The following is a 16,655-nucleotide window of genomic DNA, read 5'->3' as shown; positions in this document are numbered from 1 at the left end:
CGCCGCCGCCTGAGGCCGCCGAAAAGCACGGCTAGTCGTCGCGGAGTAGAAGAGAAAACCGATTAGAAGCGCGTGCGGATGCCCGTGGCGACTTCGAGCTGGTTGCTGTGGCCGAACGTATTTGCCACCGTGTAACCGCCATGCAGCTTCATGTAATCGGCAGCCAAATACAGTTCGGTACGCTTGGAAAGGTGATAGAACGTCGAGGCGTAGAGCGTCTCTTTGTAGCCGTTGTGAACCGTCGTCCCAGCCGGATCGAAGAGGCCCGAGTTCGCATTCGGGATGTTGCCGTCGGCGTTGTACGCAGCGTTCTTCACGTGCATCTGCTGATAGCCGAGCTCATAGTCCATCGAACCATGCGGCGCGAGCTTGAACGACACCGTCCACGCATTGTCCTCGCGATCGGGCAACGAGCCCTGTTTGCCCGTGTAGTGGAAGTAGCCGGCGTTGATCTTGCCGATGCCGAAGCGATAGTTGCCGCCCACCGAATACGTCTGATCGATGAAGCCCGCGTTGTTCGTGTGATCGTAAAAACCGCCCACGGAGAACGACGGGCCGTTGAAACCGAGCGCCACCTGGTAACCCGATCCCGTGGCAAATTGCGTCGAGTTGCTGAACTGATAGTCCGCGGCCGCGTAAATGCCGTTATTCCAAAGCTTCTTCCACGCAATGCTATTCGTGGAACGCGTGCCGGTCGGACCCGCCGCGTAGAACACCATTTGCTTGAAGTTGTTGGAGTTGGTGTAGGCGCCTTCCTTCGTCGAGAACTGCGAGCTCGTGTAAGGATCGCCGTAAAGGCCCGAGAAATCCTTCGCGATCGTATCCTGGAAACCGACCGTCACCTTGCCGATCGTATCGTTTTGGAGGCCTACCCACGCGTCGCGATCGAACAGTTGGCTGCCGTCTTCGGCCATGCCGCTCGTGCCGACGAACTCGCTCTCCAACGTGAAGATGATCTTGTTGCCGCCACCGATATCCTCGGCGCCGCGCATGCCCCAGCGGCTGCCGCTGAACCACGGTTCGCCGCCGGTGTCGCCCGGGTGGCCCATCGAAATCAAGTGATCGCCTGCCGCATTTGCATTCGTCGTGTAGGCGATGGCGCTCATGTCGAAAAGGCCATAGAGCTGCACGCTCGATTGCGCATGCGCGCCCGTTGCCACCAAAGCGCCTGCCGTCAGCGCCAACGTTCGATACGTCTTTTTCAAGATCGTCTCCTCTCTTACTGCGTTGAAATTTTGTTTTGCGCGAAGCCGGCCCACCGTGCCGCATCTTTTTTTGCGTCGTCGCAATGGAGAGAATCCTATCCGTCCCTATCCTTCGCGCTCCTTTCGCGAATCTTTAGGACTACTAAGTACTTATACGTAAACTTCTTTCAAACTAAGCGCTATCGGCTAAACCGGCGATTGCAACCTACGAACCGTCCTTGGCCCGCAACACGTAGCCCAGCCCGCGCAGCGTCATGATCTGCGCCGTCGAATGAATCAAGTGCTTACGCAACCGGTGAATGTAAATATCGATGGCGTCCGCGCTCGGTTCGTCTTCGAGGCTGTAGACGCTGTCCATCAGCGCCGTCTTCGATACCGTCTTGCCTTGCTTGAGCATCAGCGCTTCGAGAATTGCATGTTCGCGCCGCCGCAATACGAGCGGCGCATCTTGGTGACTGAATTCGCGAGTATTAGAGTTGTAGTGCAGATCGCCGCACACGAGCGAGACGGACTTGCCGCTCGCTTGCCGCCGGATCAGCGCCTTGATGCGCGCGATGAGCTCGCGCGCATCGAATGGCTTCACGACATAGTCGTCCGCGCCCGCGCTAAAGCAATCGACTTTGTCGTCGATCGATCCGTGCGCCGTCAGCATGAGCACGGGCGCATTGTCGCCGCGGCGCCGCAAGCGCGCGAGGACATCCTTGCCGCTCATCCGCGGCAAGCGCATGTCGAGCAAAATCACATCGTAGTGACCGGTGCGCAGCACCGCGTCGGCCGTTTCGCCGTCGGGCACGCAATCGACCGTGAAATTCTCGCCTTGCAGCAGATTGACGATCCAATGCGAGAGTTCGGCGTTATCTTCCACGAGCAGCAACTTCATCGCATCAATCCTTTTCCTTCCATGCGGGCAAGCGCACGGTGGCGACGAGCCCTATCCGCCCCGCCCCCGGCGCCACGGCGACCGAGCCCCCGTGCGACTGCGCGATGCGCTGCACGATCGACAAGCCGAGGCCCGTGCCCTCGACGTTCGTCATCCCGCGATAGAACCGCTCGAATACATGAGCGCGTATCTCCGCCGGAATGCCTGGCCCATTGTCCTCGACTTCGAGCACGACCTGTGCGCCTTGCCGACGGCATCGGGCCGTCACCGCGCCGCCCGCTTGCGTGTAGCGCACCGCGTTGTCGACGAGATTGGCGACGAGCGCCGTCAACAACTGGGCATTGCCCGCCACGCGCAAGTCGCCATCGAGCTCGGCGCCAAGGTCGATGTCGCGGCGCTGCGCGGCCAAGATCAGCTCTTCGAGCACGGACGAGACGACTTCGGTCATATCGACGGACACATTGGGCGACGGCGCCGCTTCGGCCCGCGCGAGCAGCAGCAACTGATTCGTGATTTCCGTCATCTTGCGGCTCGTGCGGTGAATGCCTGCAAGCGCATCGGACAACGCGGGCGTGTCGTCGATACATTGGCGTGCGCATTCGACTTGCGTGTCGAGCAGCGTCAGCGGCGTGCGCAATTGATGCGCAGCGTCGGCAATGAACTGCCGCTGCGTGCTCGTGTGCAGCTTGAGCCTGGCGATGCACTGGTTGATCGCATCCACGATCGGCCGCAGTTCGGTGGGCAGATGTGCCACGCGAACCGGATCGAGCTCCATCGGATCGCGATCGGCCACGTCCTCTTTGAGCTTCATGAGCGGGCGCAGCTCGCTCGTGAGGCCGATCAGCACGAGCAGCACCGCGAGCACGAGCATCAAGCCCTGCCGCACGAGTTGCGGGTGCCACAGTTGCGCCAACATGCCCTCCCGGGACGCTTGCGTCTTACCGACGATGACGACGACCGGCAAAGCCTCGCCGGAGTTGTAGAGCTGACGCTCGAACGCGACCGCTCTGATCGATTGACCATCGAGTGTCGTGTCGTAGAAGACGGGATAGGACGCGCGCGCATCGCTCGGCAGCGAGAGCTCGGGCGAACCGCCGAGCAGCCTGTCGCCGCCCGCCACGACCTTGTAGAAGACGTGATCTTGATAGGGCGACTCGAACATTTCGAGCGCTGCAGGCGGGATGTTGGCAGTCAGCTCGCCGTTATTCCATTGGACATCCTCGCCGATCGTTCGCGCCGAGGCGAGCAGGACGCTGTCTTGCAGCAGGTCGGCGGTCTGCCGCGCGGCCTCGTATGCCATGACCCCGGCGACGAGCATGAACGCCGCCAGCGGCAATAGCACCCACCAAAGCAGGCGGGCGCGCAAACTATGCATCATCGATCGACGCCCCGTCTATGTGGTTCGGCCCGCGCACGGCCGACGCGGGCAGCGTCGGCGCGGCGCGAGCCGGCCATCTCGTTCGCGCCATTTGCTTGGCGCATCGGCTCCGCTCAAAAGGCGGCGGGCCTCCATTTCAGCAAGCGCTTTTCCAGCGTCGTCAGCAAGTAGTCCGTGGTCAACGCCACCACGGCCAATACGATCATCGCCGCGAACACGCCGCTCGAGTTGAACGCGCCTTGCGCCGTCGAGATCAAGAGGCCGATACCCTGCTTCGAGCCGAGGAATTCGCCGACGACCGCACCGACGAGCGCAAAGCCGAAGCTCACGTGCAAGCTCGCCAAGATCCAGGACAGTGCCGAAGGGATCACGACGGCCGTCGTCAATTGCCGCTTGGACGCGCCGAGAATCTGCGCATTGGCGATCATATACCTGTCGGCTTCGCGCACGCCTTGGAAGGCGTTGCCGAAGACGACGAAAAACACCATCACGACGGCGAGCGCCACTTTCGAGGCCATACCGAGCCCCAGGGCGATGACGAAGATCGAACCGAGCACGACGCGCGGGATCGAATTGGCGATTTGGATGTAGAGGCTGAAGACATCGGAGAGCAGCTTGTTGCGCCCCAATACCACGCCGCAAATCACGCCGGCGACGGAGCCGATCGCAAAGCCGATCATCGTCTCTTCGAGCGTCACCCAAACCTGCACGAGCAGCGGCCCCTGCGAGGTGCCGTTCACGAACCAATCGATGATCTGAGCGAAGATCAGCGAGGGCATGGAGAAGAAGAACGGATCGATCCATTTCAACCGTCCGGCGACTTCCCACCCGCCGAGCCACACGACGAGCACGAGCAAACGCAAGCCGATGATCAAAGCGCGTCGCTGCGCCAGCTTGCGCCGCGCCGCCTGTTCCACTTCGGCAAGCGACGCATCGGCAAGGCTTGCTTTGGATGATTGTTCGAAGGTAGTAGCCATAGTAGCCATCTCAGTCTTTCCGGTGTTCCAGGTCAAGCGATTTGCACTTCTTCGCGCAGGTCATGCCAAATGTCGCGCGAAAGCTCGATGAAGCGGGGCTCGTAGCGAATCTCCGAGGTGATGCGCGGGCGCGGCAGGTCGATTTGATAGACCTTCTTGAGCGTGGCCGGGCGCGCGGTCAGCACGAAGACGCGATCGGCGAGCGCAATCGCTTCCTCCAGATCGTGCGTGACGAACACGACCGAGCCCTTGTTGGCCGACCATAACTGCAGCAGCTCGTCCTGCATCAACGTGCGCGTTTGCATGTCGAGCGCGGAGAACGGTTCGTCCATCAGCAGGATCTCCGGCTTGTTGATGAACGTCTGCGCCAGCGCCACGCGCTTGCGCATGCCGCCCGACAACTGGTGCGGATAATGGCCGCCGAATTTCTCGAGGCCCACGCGGCGCAGCCAGTCTTTCGCCTCTTCGTAGGCGGCGGCTTTGGAGCGGCCGCGGAACAACGGGCCGGCGGCGACATTGTCGAGCACCGTGCGCCACGGGAATACGGCGTCGGCCTGAAACACGAAGCCGATGCGCGGATCGATGCCGGTGACGGGATTGCCCATGACGCGCACGCTGCCGGTGGTCGGCTTGAGCAAGCCCGTGATCATGCTGAGCGTCGTCGACTTGCCGCAACCGGTCGGTCCGACGATAGCGATGAATTCGCCCTTGGCGACGGACATGCTGAAATCGCGCAGCGCGATCGTCGCTTTGCCGTCGGGGGAAATGAAGCGGCACGACACCGAATCGAACTCGATGACGGGTGCATCCTGGGAAGCAGCGTGGTTCATCAAAGCATCCAAGCGTTTTGAGGCGGGCGCCCGAACTGCGGCGCCCTGGGTACGGCAGGGGAAACTTCGATCCGATCGAGCGGGCGATTGGCCCCGAACGATCGATCGATACTTACTTCGCGGCCACGAACTCGTTCGTGTACGTTTTCGACAAATCGACGTGCTTGCCCTTGACTGCCGGGTTGAAGCCCGAAAGCACCTTCAGCACCGTCTCCGGGCCGTCGGCCGGCATCTTGCCGTCCACGGTGTACATCGGCAGCGAAGCCTTCAACGCGCCCACGTAGAGCGCCTTGTCCTTCTGATAATCCGCCGGCATCTTGGCCGCGATCTCTTCCGCACTGTGCGTATGGATGAACTGCATCGTGCGCAGGAACGCATGGGCGAGCTTCGCGGCTTCGGCCTTGTGCGAATCGACCCACGCCGACTGCACGTACAGGCTCGATGCCGGATAGGTTCCGCCGAGCGCCGCCTTCGTGCCTTCGACCGAACGCATGTCGACGAGCACCTTCGCGTCACCCGTTGCGAGCAGCTTGGACACCGTCGGCTCCGTCGTCATGCCCGCATCGATGCGCGACTGCTTGACCGCCGCGATGAAACTCGCATCGGCGCCCACGGGCAGCATCGTGTATTGCGACGAGGCAATGCCATGCACGCTCGCCAGATACTGCGTGAGGAAACTCGTGGAGGAACCCAGGCCCGTTACGCCCAGCGTCTTGCCCTTGACGTCGGCCATCGATTTGAGCGATCCGGCAGCCTTGGTCGACACCATCTCGACTTCGCCCGGCACTTGACCGAAGACGACGATCGCTTTGACGTCCTTGCCTTTCGTCTGCAGATCGATGGTGTGATCGTAGAAGCCGACCACGGCTTGCACGGCGCCGGCGAGCAGTTCGTTTTCGGCGTCGACGCCGGCTGGCTGCGACAGCAATTCGACGTCGAGCCCCTCATCCTTGAAGTAGCCAAGCTGTTCCGTCAACTTCGCGGGCAAATAGATGAGCTTGGTGATGCCCCCGACCATGATGGTGATCTTGCCGGAGTCGGCAGCCATGGCGCCTTGAGAGGCCAAGCCGAACAGGACGGCGGAAGCGAGAGCGAAACTGCGGATTTTCCGCGACATCGGGTGCATGCGAGCGTCTCCTCATTTATGTCGGCCTTTTTTGAATGGCCGGGTTGCATCGATGGAGCGATTCTAGGTGGAACAATCCTTCCCGAGCCTTTCACCACCTCGGGTCAGGTATACGGGATTACCATGATGGGCGTGTTTCGGCGGATGGAAACCCGTTCGCGACTGGCGCTACCCACGGCAAAACCGGCGCGGACCTCGCTTCAAGCGGCCGCATTGAGCGCGGCGATTTCCTGGCCGAGCCTGCATAGCGCTTCGCGCAATGCGGGGGGACCGAGCACGCGCACGCGCGCGCCGAGCCGCAGCAATTGGCGGGCCGCCTGCTCGGTCGCTTCCACCGGCAGCGTCACTTCGCACCAGCCGTCCTTCGCCGACAAGGCGCAAACGGCCCGATCCGCGGCAGCGGCGCCGAGCGCATGGAGATCGGCCAGCGCGTCGGGCCTGACGAGCAACGTCGCCTTGCCTTTGAGCAAACCGCGCTCGAAGCGCTCCACCATGCCCGACCACTGTTGCTGCAGGTCGAAGCCGTCGGGGCGTTCGAAGCTCTCCTCGAGCATGACCAAGCGCTCGATATTCGCCGCCTTGTAGATGCCAATGCGGTTGCGCGCTTGTGCAACGAGATACCAATTGCCGGCCTTGAGCACCAGGCCGAGCGGCCGGCAGCGGCGCAAGCGCGCGCCCTCCCAGCTTCGATAGCGCATTGCGACGCATCGTTGTTGCCACACAGCGCTTGCCAGTTGCGGCAACAGCGGCGCAGGCTCGGGCCGCCGATACCAATCGACGGGATCGATATGCAAGCGCGAGCCGATCCGTGAGCCGCCTGCCGCCGCGGCCGGCAACGCCGCCAGCAGCTTGAGTTGCGCCGAGCGCAACGGCTCGCTCAAGCCTAGCGCATCGGCGGCGCCGGGCAAGCCGGCGATCGGCAGCGTCTCGGCTTCGGCGCGCGTCATGCCGGTCAGGTCGGTCCGGTATCCGTCGAGCAAGGCAAACCCGCCGCCCGGGCCGCGATCGGCATAGACGGGCACGCCCGCCGCGCTCAGCTGATCGACGTCGCGATAGATCGTACGCACCGACACCTCGAATTCGTCGGCCAACGTCTGCGCCGTAATGCGTCCGCGCGCCTGCAACATCAGCAGCATCGAGACGAGCCTGCTCGTTCGCATCGCCTGCCTCCCAATTCATGACATCCTTTGTCAGGTATGCGGGATTATAACGATCACCCATCACGCCAACGCGCGACGCATAAGCGACACACGAGCGTCGGCCTACGAGAATCCGGACACATCATGAGCGCATCGACGAACACCACGCAGCGGCAGCACGGCACAGCGCACGGGCGGCTCACCGTGCTTCAAGGGGCCGCGCTCTACGTCGGGGCCGTGCTCGGCACCGGCGTCATCGCGCTGCCCGCATTGGCCGCCAAAGTGGCCGGGCCTGCGTCGTTGTTGGCTTGGCTGGCGCTCGTGCTGCTTTCGGCGCCGCTTGCCGCCACCTTCGCCGCATTGGGGGCGCGCTATCCCGATGCAGGCGGCGTCGCAACCTATGCGCGCCAAGCCTTCGGCCCGCGCGCCTCGGCCATCGTCGGCTGGTGCTTCTATTTTGCGGTGCCAGCCGGCACGCCCGCCGCCGCGATTTTCGCGGGCGCCTATGTCGCCGCGGCGCTGGGAGGCGGCGAGCATACGGTGTTTTTGACGAGCGCTGCCTTGCTCGCGATCGTGACGCTCGCCAATTCGCTGGGCGTCACCATATCGGGCAAGATGCAAGTCGTGCTGTCGACATTGCTCGTCGCCTTGCTGCTGACTGCCGTCGCCGCCTCGGCGCCGCACGCGCACGCCGGCTACCTGCATCCGTTCGCACCGCATGGCTGGCTCGCCGTGGTGCCGGCGGCCGCACTGCTCGTTTGGAGCTTCGCGGGGTGGGAAGCCATCACGCACCTGGCCGGCGAATTCAAGCGCCCGGCGCGCGATTTGCCGCTGGCATCGGCCATTGCCGTCGTCGTTGTCGGCGCACTGTACTTGGCGGTCGCGCTCGCCAGCGTGCTCGTGCTCGGACCCGCGGCCGGCGACAGCGCGGCGCCGCTCGCCGAACTTCTGGTGCTCGGCATCGGCGGCAACGTCCGCGTGCTCGCCGCGGCGGCCGCGTTGCTACTCACGCTCGGGACGATGAACGCCTACTTTGCGGGCGCGGCCAAGCTCGGCGCGGCGCTGGGCCGCGACGGCGCGTTGCCGGGCTGGCTTGCGGCGGGCAGCCTCGCCGGGGACGTCCCACGCCGCAGTCTCGCCGTCGTATCGGGCTTGTCCGCGCTCTCCATGTGCGCGGTTGCGTTCGCGGGAGTCGGCCCCAAGCCCCTCGTTCTGATGACGACAGGCTCGTTCGTCACCGTCTACGCGATCGGCTGCGCCGCGGCGCTGCGCTTGTTGCCGCGCGGCACGGCAGCGCATCGCTGTGCGCAATGCTCGCTCGTTTGCGTCGTCGCCCTGTGTCTTGCGACCGGTTGGTTCCTGCTGTGGCCGCTCTGCATGAGCGGCTGCGCCCTGCTCTATTTACGGCTCGGTCGCCGCCGGGCGAATCGCACCGCGATTCGCTGCGACGTTCCGTGACGAGGCGGTGATGTTGCCTAGGCGGCGCCGCCGCCGATCGGCCCGGGCCAGCCGAGCGCACGCAGCGCCGCCGCGCTGCCGCCTGGCCGCACCGGGGCCGAGGCCGCGCCCAGCGGCAATGCGTGCGGACACGGGTGAATATCGCTGGCTTTGCGCGGCGACGATAGAGTGAGCAGCGGCGTAAGATCGGCCGCGGCCGCGAAGCGCGGCGTATCGAGCAGCGGCGCGCCGTCCGAAGGCAGGATCTTTGCCAGCGTCTTCGCAATCGATGCATGGTCGTACACCGTGTGATCGATGCTCGCCTGCTTCACATAGGGCGATACGACGACAGCGGGCACGCGAAACCCGTAGCGATCGAAGCGAAAGCCGCGCTTGGTCAGCCCTGTGGGCGAACTGGGCGCGAGCGCGGGCATGCCGGGAACGTGAGCGCGATCGGGAATCACGTGGTCGAAAAATCCGCCGTGCTCGTCGAATACGATCAACAGCAGGCTTTGCTCCCAGTATGGCGACGAAAGAATCGCGTTGTAGACGCGTTCGACGAGCGCCTCGCCCAAGCGCACGTCTCCGCACGGATGCATCGATTCGCCGTTTTCGAAGTTGCCGACCGGGTCGTAGCGCGGCTCGATGAAGACGAAACTCGCATCGAGGTTGCCGCTCGCCAACGTCGAAAAGAAATCCTCGTGCCCGATGAAACGCGCGTGATGCGCATCGGCGCCTTTGATCGCCCACGACTGGGGGATATCGCCGTGGGCGACGAGCCATTGTTCGGGCGCAAGCCGCGTGAGCAACGAGTCTTTGCCATTGCCGTACTTGGCGCCGTCGAACAGGCTCGCTTCGATCGATCCGAGGCCGCTCGGCGAATGATCGAGCCCCCAGGACGTGCCAGCCAAGGCGAAGAAACGATTCGGCCAGGTCGGCCCAGGCACCGACGAAAACCATCGGTCGCATACGGCGAATTGCTGTGCGAGAAAGTTCAGCACCGGCAATTGGTCGGGTGTGAAGCAGCGCAACGCCGAGGCTACGTCGTAACCGTGCGCCTCCATGTCGCGCGCAAAACCGAGCTCGTTCGGCCCCGGCGCGCAAGGCGGATACGCGCCGCTCGCAAGGCCCGCCGAATCGTCGCGCACGCAGGTGGCGTACGCACGGCTGTCGCTGGCGGAGGTTGATTGCACGAGCGCATCGGTAAACTCGTGGCCGGGGTCGAACGCGAGCCGAAACGGCGCGCCCTGACCAACCGCATAGGCCGCCCCTCGCGCGCCCGCATTCGAAAACGGCGGCTTGCCCGTGAGCCCGTCCGCCTGCGTCGGCGTGCCATCCGGCGTCCAGCCGCGAAAATCCGACCACCCGAAAAGGTTGTCGTACGAGCGGTTCTCCAACATCAAAACGAACATCTTTTTGATATTTAGGACTGCTGACATTTTCCACTCTCCGCTATTCGAGGAACGAGAAGGCCGCCGAGTAAGTCAGGTCGAAAGACGATAAGGGCCATCGGGCCGGCTCCGGCGCGCCGGAAGTTGCGCCCCGCGCGATCGCGAAATTATGGCCCAGCGACCTGCCGTACGCCACCGTCGTGGATTCGCGGCCAGCGCCGACCTGCGTGGCGTCCAACGTCGATTGAAACGGACGTTCGGCGCATCGTCGCTTTCGCAAACGATTGCGTAGGGGCGTGCCAGCACATGCCGCTGTGATTCGCCGCTCTGCCCCTAGAACAGTGCAGGCCGTGCGTCAAGCTGGGGCGAGCGCCCCTCAAGCTTTACATTTCAGGGCCGTTAAAAAGGCAGGCTCACGACAGATGATGGGTCGCCGTCTTACTCCTGCCTCATGCTTACGGACCGATTCATTCGCGGGCACGTCCCGCACCCGCTGTGCCGCCTGGCGTTCGCAGTCGCGATTGTAGTCGCGGCGGTCAGCGCTCGCGCTAAAGAGGCTCCAGCCGCCGTGCCCGCTTCGCCGGTCGACCTTGCCTCGATGCCGCTGGAAGCGCTGATGCAGGTGAAAGTCAAGACCGCCTCCCTATTTAGCCAATCCGTGGCAGAGGCCCCCGCCGCCGTCGTCGTGCTGACGGCCAAGGACATTCGCGCCTTCGGCTGGCGCACGCTCGCGGACGCGCTCGGTTCGCTGCCGGGCGTCTACACCACCTACGACCGCACCTACTCGTACCTGGGCGCGCGCGGCTTTCAGCGTCCCGGCGATTACAACAGCCGCTTCCTGCTGTTGATCGACGGCATGCGCGTCAACGACTCCGTGTACGACCAAGCGCCGATCGGCGACGACTTTCCGCTCGATATGGATCTAGTCGAGCGCATCGAATACGTGCCGGGCCCCGGCTCGGCCATTTACGGGTCGAACGCATTGTTCGGCGTGATCAACGTCGTCACGAAAAAGGGCAGCGATATCCACGGCGCGCAAGCCGCGGCCTCAGTCGGCAGCTTCGGCGAAAAACGCGCGCGCGCAACTTACGGCTGGCACGGCGAGCATGGCGCCGATCTGGTCCTATCCGCGACCTCTTTCGATCGCAGCGGCCAAGACTTGTACTACCCCGAGTTCGATACGCCGGACCAGAACCACGGCGTCGCGCAAGGGCTCGACTACGATCGCGCCCAATACTTGTTCGCGAAGTTCGCCTACTCGGGCTTCAGGATCAGCGCCGGTTACGGCAACCGCACGAAAGGGATGCCCCCCGCGCCATACGACGCCGTCTTCAACGCGCCGCAAAGCACCATCGACACACATAGCTTCATCGACGCGACGTATAGCCATAGCGTCGCGCACGGGGTCGACATCGCGTCGGAACTCTATTGGGAGCGGTACGACTACTCGTACCTTGCTTTGTTCGGCTCGCCGCCGGCCGCCAATCTCGACGGCGACAAGGCGATCTGGTACGGCGCAGACGTGCACGCCACCATTTCCTCGGTCCCTCACAACAAGTTCGTCGTGGGCGTGAGCGCGATGCGCGACGCGAGCCGCGATCAATTCAACTACAACACCGATCCGTATCAGCTCGTGCTCGACGATCGACGCAGCAGCAATTCGATCGGCCTCTATGCGGAAGACGAAATCAAGCTTCCCTGGCGCATCACGTTGAACGCAGGATTGCGCGCGGATCACGAAACGATCGCGGGAACGAACTTGAGCCCCCGGCTCGCGCTGAACTACAAGCCGACGGACATCGATACGTTCAAGGTCATCTACGGGCGCGCCTATCGCGCGCCGAACGCGTACGAGCTCTATTACACGATTGGCGGCCCGGGCGGCCAGCAAGGCAATCCCTCGCTCAGAGCCGAGCACATCACGACGACCGAACTCGTCTACGACCGTGCGCTCGGCGAGAATGCCCATGCCACCGTGTCGTTGTTCCATTACGACGTGCGCGACCTCATTACGGAGACGCTCGACCCCTCGGGCGTCTACGTATTCGAGAACACGGCTCGAGCTCGGGCGAACGGCATCGAGCTCGCTTACGAGCAACATATCGCCTCGTTGGCCACGATCCGCGCCAGCTACGCCTGGCAGCTCGCGCGCGACGGCGATACCGGCGCCGTCCTGCAAAACTCGCCACGCAATCTGGCCAAGCTCAATGTCACGGTGCCGCTGTTTTATCACAGGGCGCGATTGGGCGCCGAGATGCGATGCGCATCGGCGCGACTCGCCCAGGCGGGCTCCGCCGCCGGCTATTGCCTCGGCAACGTGACGATCGGAAGCTCGCACCTCGTGCCGCACGCCGACGTATCTTTCTCGGTCTATAACGTGACCGATAAGCGGTACGCGGATCCAGCCGGGCCGAACTTTACGCAGAACGTGATCGCGCAGCAAAGCCGGACTTTCGTGCTCAAGCTCGTCTACGGTTTCTGACATGCGCGCCGCTAGATCGCTTCCGAGCCTCACGATGGCCTGCGCGTCGATTGCGTCCGCATGCGTGTGGGCGCTGGCACACGCCCAAGTCGATCTTTACTCGCTCGAAGCCGCTTACGTCTATAACTTCACCGAATTCACCCAATGGCCCCCTACGCACGCGAGCGGTCCGCTCGCGGTCTGCGTCAATCCGCTCACTGAACTGGGCGCGGCCCTCACCAAGCTCGACGGGCGCACGGTGTCGGGCAGAGCCTGGCACGTGCAGCCGGTACCGGAGGGTGCAGCGATCGCCGCGTGCAACGTACTGATCGTCGAGGACGCCGCCTCCAACGCCGCCAGCAAATCGGCTAGCGCGCGCGACGTCCCGATTCTCGTCATACGCGCGGCGGAGGCCGACGCCGGCGATGGGCCGGCTATCGTCACCTTGGTTCGAGACGGCGAGCGGCTTCGCTTCGACATCGACAACAAGGAGGCGGCGCGCCGCCGCGTCGCACTCAGCTCGAAACTGCTGCGCTTGGCAAGGAACGTCACATGAAGCACAGCGGACATCCGGGGCCCAGCCCCATGAAGGAGATGGCGCGCATCAAGCTCGCCGGGTTCGGCGTCGCCCTTTTCGTCTCGGGCCTCGTCTTGCTGCTTTATCAAGCCTTGTCCCTGCGCTCGGCCCTCACGGCAGACGCCAACGTGCAGGCCGATATGATCGCCGACAACGTATCGGCCGCGCTCATGTTCGACGACTTGCGATCCGCGCAAGAGGTGTTGCATTCGCTACGCAAAGTGCCCTACGTCGAGAGCGCGGCGATCTTTACGACGGACGGCAAGCGCTTCGCTGCATACGCACGTCCCGGCGTGCCCAAAGACGAATTGGCCGAGGCAAGTCCCGACAACGTCAAGCCGGCCAAGCGCCGTCTTTCGTTCGCAGACGTCTTCGTCGCGGCCACGATCGCGCAAAACGGCAAGCCGCTCGGCTCGGTGGTCCTGGTCGCCACGACGCAGAAAATGCTCGACGAACTGCTGCACTACGCGGCTTTCATTCTCGGCGCCTCGTTGTGCGCGCTCTGGATCGCATTCGTCGTCACCACACGGATGAGCGCGCGCATCTCGCAAGCGGAAAAGCAGCTCGAATATCTGGCATCGACCGATCCGCTGACGGGATTGCCGAACCGGCGTGCGTTCTACGAGCAATTGGAGCAACGGCTGCAGCGAGGCGCCGACGCGTGCTCGCGCGCCGCACTGATTCTCATCGACCTCGACGATTTCAAAACGGTCAACGACACGCTGGGACATGGCGCAGGCGACGAACTGCTCAAACACGTCGCCATCGCGTTGCGGCAAAGCGTGCGGCTGGCCGATCTCGTGAGCCGCATCGGCGGCGACGAATTCGCCGTGCTGGTCGCGATCGCAAAGGAGAAGGCCGAGGGCATCCATACGGCCGAGCGCATCGCTCGCGCGCTCGCGCGCCCGTTCGACCTGCCGCGCGCGAGCATCATGGCGAGCGCGAGCCTAGGCGTGAGCGTATTTCCCGACGACGCCGCGGATGTCGCCTCGCTCGTTAGCAGCGCCGACATCGCGCTCTATGCGGCCAAGGGAGTGGGTAAAAACGCGGCCGTCGAGTTTCATCCGAGCATGACCGTCGAAGCGCGCAGACGCGCACGGCTCGATGCGCAGTTGCGCAAGGCGATCGAAACCGACGCCCTGCATCTCGTCTACCAGCCGCAGTTCGAATGCCGCACGGGGCGGTTGATCGGCGCCGAGGCGCTCGTTCGTTGGATGCATCCCGTGGACGGCGAGATTGCGCCGACCGAGTTCGTCCCGGTGGCGGAAGACAGCGATCTCATCGTGGCGTTAGGGCATTGGGTGCTGCGCCGCGCCTGCCGCGATGCGGCACGGTGGAATGCGGAGCACAGCGTCGGCGTTCACGTGGCCGTGAACGTTTCGGCACGCCAATTGCGGCAGCCGCAATTTAGCGAAGACGTTAAGGCGGTGCTTGCCGAAAGTGGCCTTTCCCCGCATTTGCTCGAGCTCGAGCTCACGGAGAGCCAACTGATGGCGAACATGACCGCCGGCGTGGAAGCGATGCGCCAACTGCGCGCAGCCGGTATTCGCTTGTCCCTCGACGATTTCGGAACGGGCTACTCGTCTCTGTCGTACTTGCAGGCCTTTCCCGTCAACAAGCTGAAGATCGATCGCACGTTCGTCAATCCGTTACCGAGAGACGGGCAACCGATCGTGACGGCCATCATTTCGATGGCGCACAGCTTCGGGATTGCCGTCGTTGCCGAGGGCGTCGAAGAGCCGGCGCAACTCGCTTGGCTAGACGACGCGGGGTGCGATATCGTCCAGGGCTACCTGACGGGCAGGCCGATGTCGCTCGAAGGCATCACCGACCTTTTTAATTCCGAGTGCGAAGATTCCGAGCCGCTAACCTGAGGCGCTGCGCAACCGGCTACTGCCGCTACTGATCGGCATTCGACGCGGTAAACGCGCTGAATGCCGTATGCGTCGGGTCTATCGGCGCAAGGTCGTTCATCACGATGCCATACGTGTGGTCACCGCTGAGCAAGTCGTAGTACATCACCGCCTGGATACCTTCGTTCTTGCGCGCCGCATAGAAGCGCTGCAACTTTTGTTGTACGTAAGTGGCGCGGAACTGCTCGTCTTCTTCGGGCGCTGCGTTCCACTCGGTAATCATGAACGGCACGCCATAGCGCGCCTTGCAATAGGCCGGCAAGTTGAAGCCCGGACCCGCGCCGTCGATCCCGATTTGAAAAATATCGCCGTAGGGCTGGTAGTTGTGCCAAGTCGTAATGTCCCAGCGCATCTTCCGGTAGCCGCCCGAGCCGTTCGGCTGCTCGCCGTCCCACAGCAAATCCGAGGCGCCGATGTCGGCCACGGTGAAGTTCACCGCGCACTTCGCACTGGGCTGAACCGATTTGACGCCGTCGATCATCCCTTGGATCGCGCCGCGCAGAATCGGCCAATTCGTGTTGTTGAAATCGTGAGGCCCCGTGCCCGCCTGCCGCGAGTCGAGAATGATCGCCCGATCGCGCGTGAGCTCGTTGCCGCACTCGTACATCGTGATGCCATGCGGCCCAAGAGCTTGCGCGACCGCAGCCGCGCCTGCGCGATTGGCTACGTACGCGTCATGCTCGCTCGCGTATAGATAGCCGTTGCGGTCGCGCAAGCCGTAGTTCAGAAGTGGCAGCAGGGTAAAACCGATAGGCCGGAACGCATCGGCCAGCGCGATCATCGGCTTCAGTTGCGCGTCGGTAGCAATGCAGGCCACCCGGTAGCTCGTGCAACCGAGCGCTTGCAGCGCCGAAATGATTTGCTGCGGCGTGAACGGATAATCGTGGTGACCGTTGATGCCGTAGAACGCACCGGCCGCCACCGACATCGGTATGCGAGGGTCGGTGCATGGCAACCAGCGATTGGCCCAAGTCATGACGTAAAACTGACCGCCAGTGCCGCGCTGATAAATCATGCCGCCGTACCAAAGCAGAAGACTCACGTTGTATGAATCCTTGTCGCGCACGCCATTTTTGTAGACGAATCCGCTCTTGAGGGTCCATACGTTGCGTTGCCGATCGACGATCGACGTGGCGGTAGGAATGACCGTCCCATCCGTCGACGGCGCAGTACTTACTGAGGTCGTGCTTGTAGTATCGCTTGCGGCGAAAGCTTCGTCTGCTCCTGCGCCACCCAATGCAACGAGTACGTGGCCGCCCGCGAGAGCGGCCACTTGGCCCAGGAATCGACGTCTCTTGGTGATCACAAATTGCCTCCATGGCGAGTAATAGAGAGTTAGGT

General features: G+C 63.4%; 13 protein-coding genes. 4 read left to right on the top strand and 9 right to left on the bottom strand.

Features of this window, described 5'->3' with window-relative positions; translation table 11 throughout:
* Nucleotides 1–62: 62 nt before the first annotated feature.
* The 7 genes from MMB74_RS06770 to MMB74_RS06740 all read right to left on the bottom strand — a co-directional run bounded on the left by MMB74_RS06770 (nucleotide 63) and on the right by MMB74_RS06740 (nucleotide 7,556).
* The gene (locus MMB74_RS06770) at nucleotides 63–1,205 is read right to left on the bottom strand and encodes a porin (RefSeq protein ID WP_277427842.1); all 1,143 of its coding nucleotides are present in this window, start codon (nucleotides 1,203–1,205) and stop codon (nucleotides 63–65) included.
* 205 nt (nucleotides 1,206–1,410) lie between these two features.
* The gene (locus MMB74_RS06765; protein ID WP_277427841.1) at nucleotides 1,411–2,085 is read right to left on the bottom strand and encodes a response regulator; all 675 of its coding nucleotides are present in this window, start codon (nucleotides 2,083–2,085) and stop codon (nucleotides 1,411–1,413) included.
* Nucleotides 2,086–2,089: 4 nt separating this feature from the next.
* Nucleotides 2,090–3,463, bottom strand: a complete 1,374-nt coding sequence (locus MMB74_RS06760; RefSeq protein WP_277427840.1) for a sensor histidine kinase — start codon at nucleotides 3,461–3,463, stop codon at nucleotides 2,090–2,092.
* A 113-nt stretch (nucleotides 3,464–3,576) separates the two neighbouring features.
* Nucleotides 3,577–4,440 carry an ABC transporter permease gene (locus MMB74_RS06755; protein WP_277427839.1) on the bottom strand — a complete coding sequence of 288 codons (864 nt, stop codon included), beginning with the start codon at nucleotides 4,438–4,440 and terminating at the stop codon, nucleotides 3,577–3,579.
* A gap of 32 nt (nucleotides 4,441–4,472) precedes the next feature.
* On the bottom strand, nucleotides 4,473–5,270 hold the full coding sequence (locus MMB74_RS06750) for an ABC transporter ATP-binding protein (protein ID WP_277427838.1): 798 nt from the start codon (nucleotides 5,268–5,270) through the stop codon (nucleotides 4,473–4,475).
* A 112-nt stretch (nucleotides 5,271–5,382) separates the two neighbouring features.
* Nucleotides 5,383–6,396: an ABC transporter substrate-binding protein gene (locus MMB74_RS06745; protein WP_277427837.1), complete on the bottom strand. Its 1,014-nt coding sequence runs from the start codon at nucleotides 6,394–6,396 to the stop codon at nucleotides 5,383–5,385.
* Nucleotides 6,397–6,596: 200 nt separating this feature from the next.
* Entirely contained in the window at nucleotides 6,597–7,556 is a 960-nt protein-coding gene (locus tag MMB74_RS06740; protein WP_277427836.1) for a WYL domain-containing protein, read from the bottom strand.
* A 123-nt stretch (nucleotides 7,557–7,679) separates the two neighbouring features.
* On the opposite strand from MMB74_RS06740, the gene MMB74_RS06735 reads away from it, so the two are divergent.
* The gene (locus MMB74_RS06735) at nucleotides 7,680–8,993 is read left to right on the top strand and encodes an amino acid permease (RefSeq protein ID WP_277427835.1); all 1,314 of its coding nucleotides are present in this window, start codon (nucleotides 7,680–7,682) and stop codon (nucleotides 8,991–8,993) included.
* Between the two features lie 17 nt (nucleotides 8,994–9,010).
* Here MMB74_RS06735 and MMB74_RS06730 read toward each other — a convergent pair whose 3' ends face one another.
* Nucleotides 9,011–10,411, bottom strand: coding sequence for an alkaline phosphatase family protein (locus MMB74_RS06730; RefSeq protein ID WP_277427834.1), 1,401 nt, complete (start codon nucleotides 10,409–10,411; stop codon nucleotides 9,011–9,013).
* Nucleotides 10,412–10,961: 550 nt separating this feature from the next.
* On the opposite strand from MMB74_RS06730, the gene MMB74_RS06725 reads away from it, so the two are divergent.
* From MMB74_RS06725 to MMB74_RS06715, 3 genes are read left to right on the top strand one after another with little or no spacing between them, the layout of a single operon-like run.
* On the top strand, nucleotides 10,962–12,845 hold the full coding sequence (locus MMB74_RS06725) for a TonB-dependent receptor (protein ID WP_277428184.1): 1,884 nt from the start codon (nucleotides 10,962–10,964) through the stop codon (nucleotides 12,843–12,845).
* Between the two features lies 1 nt (nucleotide 12,846).
* The gene (locus MMB74_RS06720; RefSeq protein WP_277427833.1) at nucleotides 12,847–13,380 is read left to right on the top strand and encodes a YfiR family protein; all 534 of its coding nucleotides are present in this window, start codon (nucleotides 12,847–12,849) and stop codon (nucleotides 13,378–13,380) included.
* Complete coding sequence (locus tag MMB74_RS06715; RefSeq protein ID WP_277427832.1) at nucleotides 13,377–15,275, top strand: EAL domain-containing protein; 1,899 nt, start codon at nucleotides 13,377–13,379, stop codon at nucleotides 15,273–15,275. The genes MMB74_RS06720 and MMB74_RS06715 overlap by 4 nt, the downstream gene beginning before the upstream one ends.
* A gap of 25 nt (nucleotides 15,276–15,300) precedes the next feature.
* Here MMB74_RS06715 and MMB74_RS06710 read toward each other — a convergent pair whose 3' ends face one another.
* Complete coding sequence (locus MMB74_RS06710; RefSeq protein WP_277428183.1) at nucleotides 15,301–16,617, bottom strand: hypothetical protein; 1,317 nt, start codon at nucleotides 16,615–16,617, stop codon at nucleotides 15,301–15,303.
* Between the last annotated feature and the right edge of the window lie 38 nt (nucleotides 16,618–16,655).

Source organism: Trinickia sp. Y13 (genome assembly GCF_029522115.1).
In the GTDB taxonomy this organism is placed as follows: domain Bacteria; phylum Pseudomonadota; class Gammaproteobacteria; order Burkholderiales; family Burkholderiaceae; genus Trinickia.
This window is presented reverse-complemented; position numbering and strand designations above follow the sequence as displayed.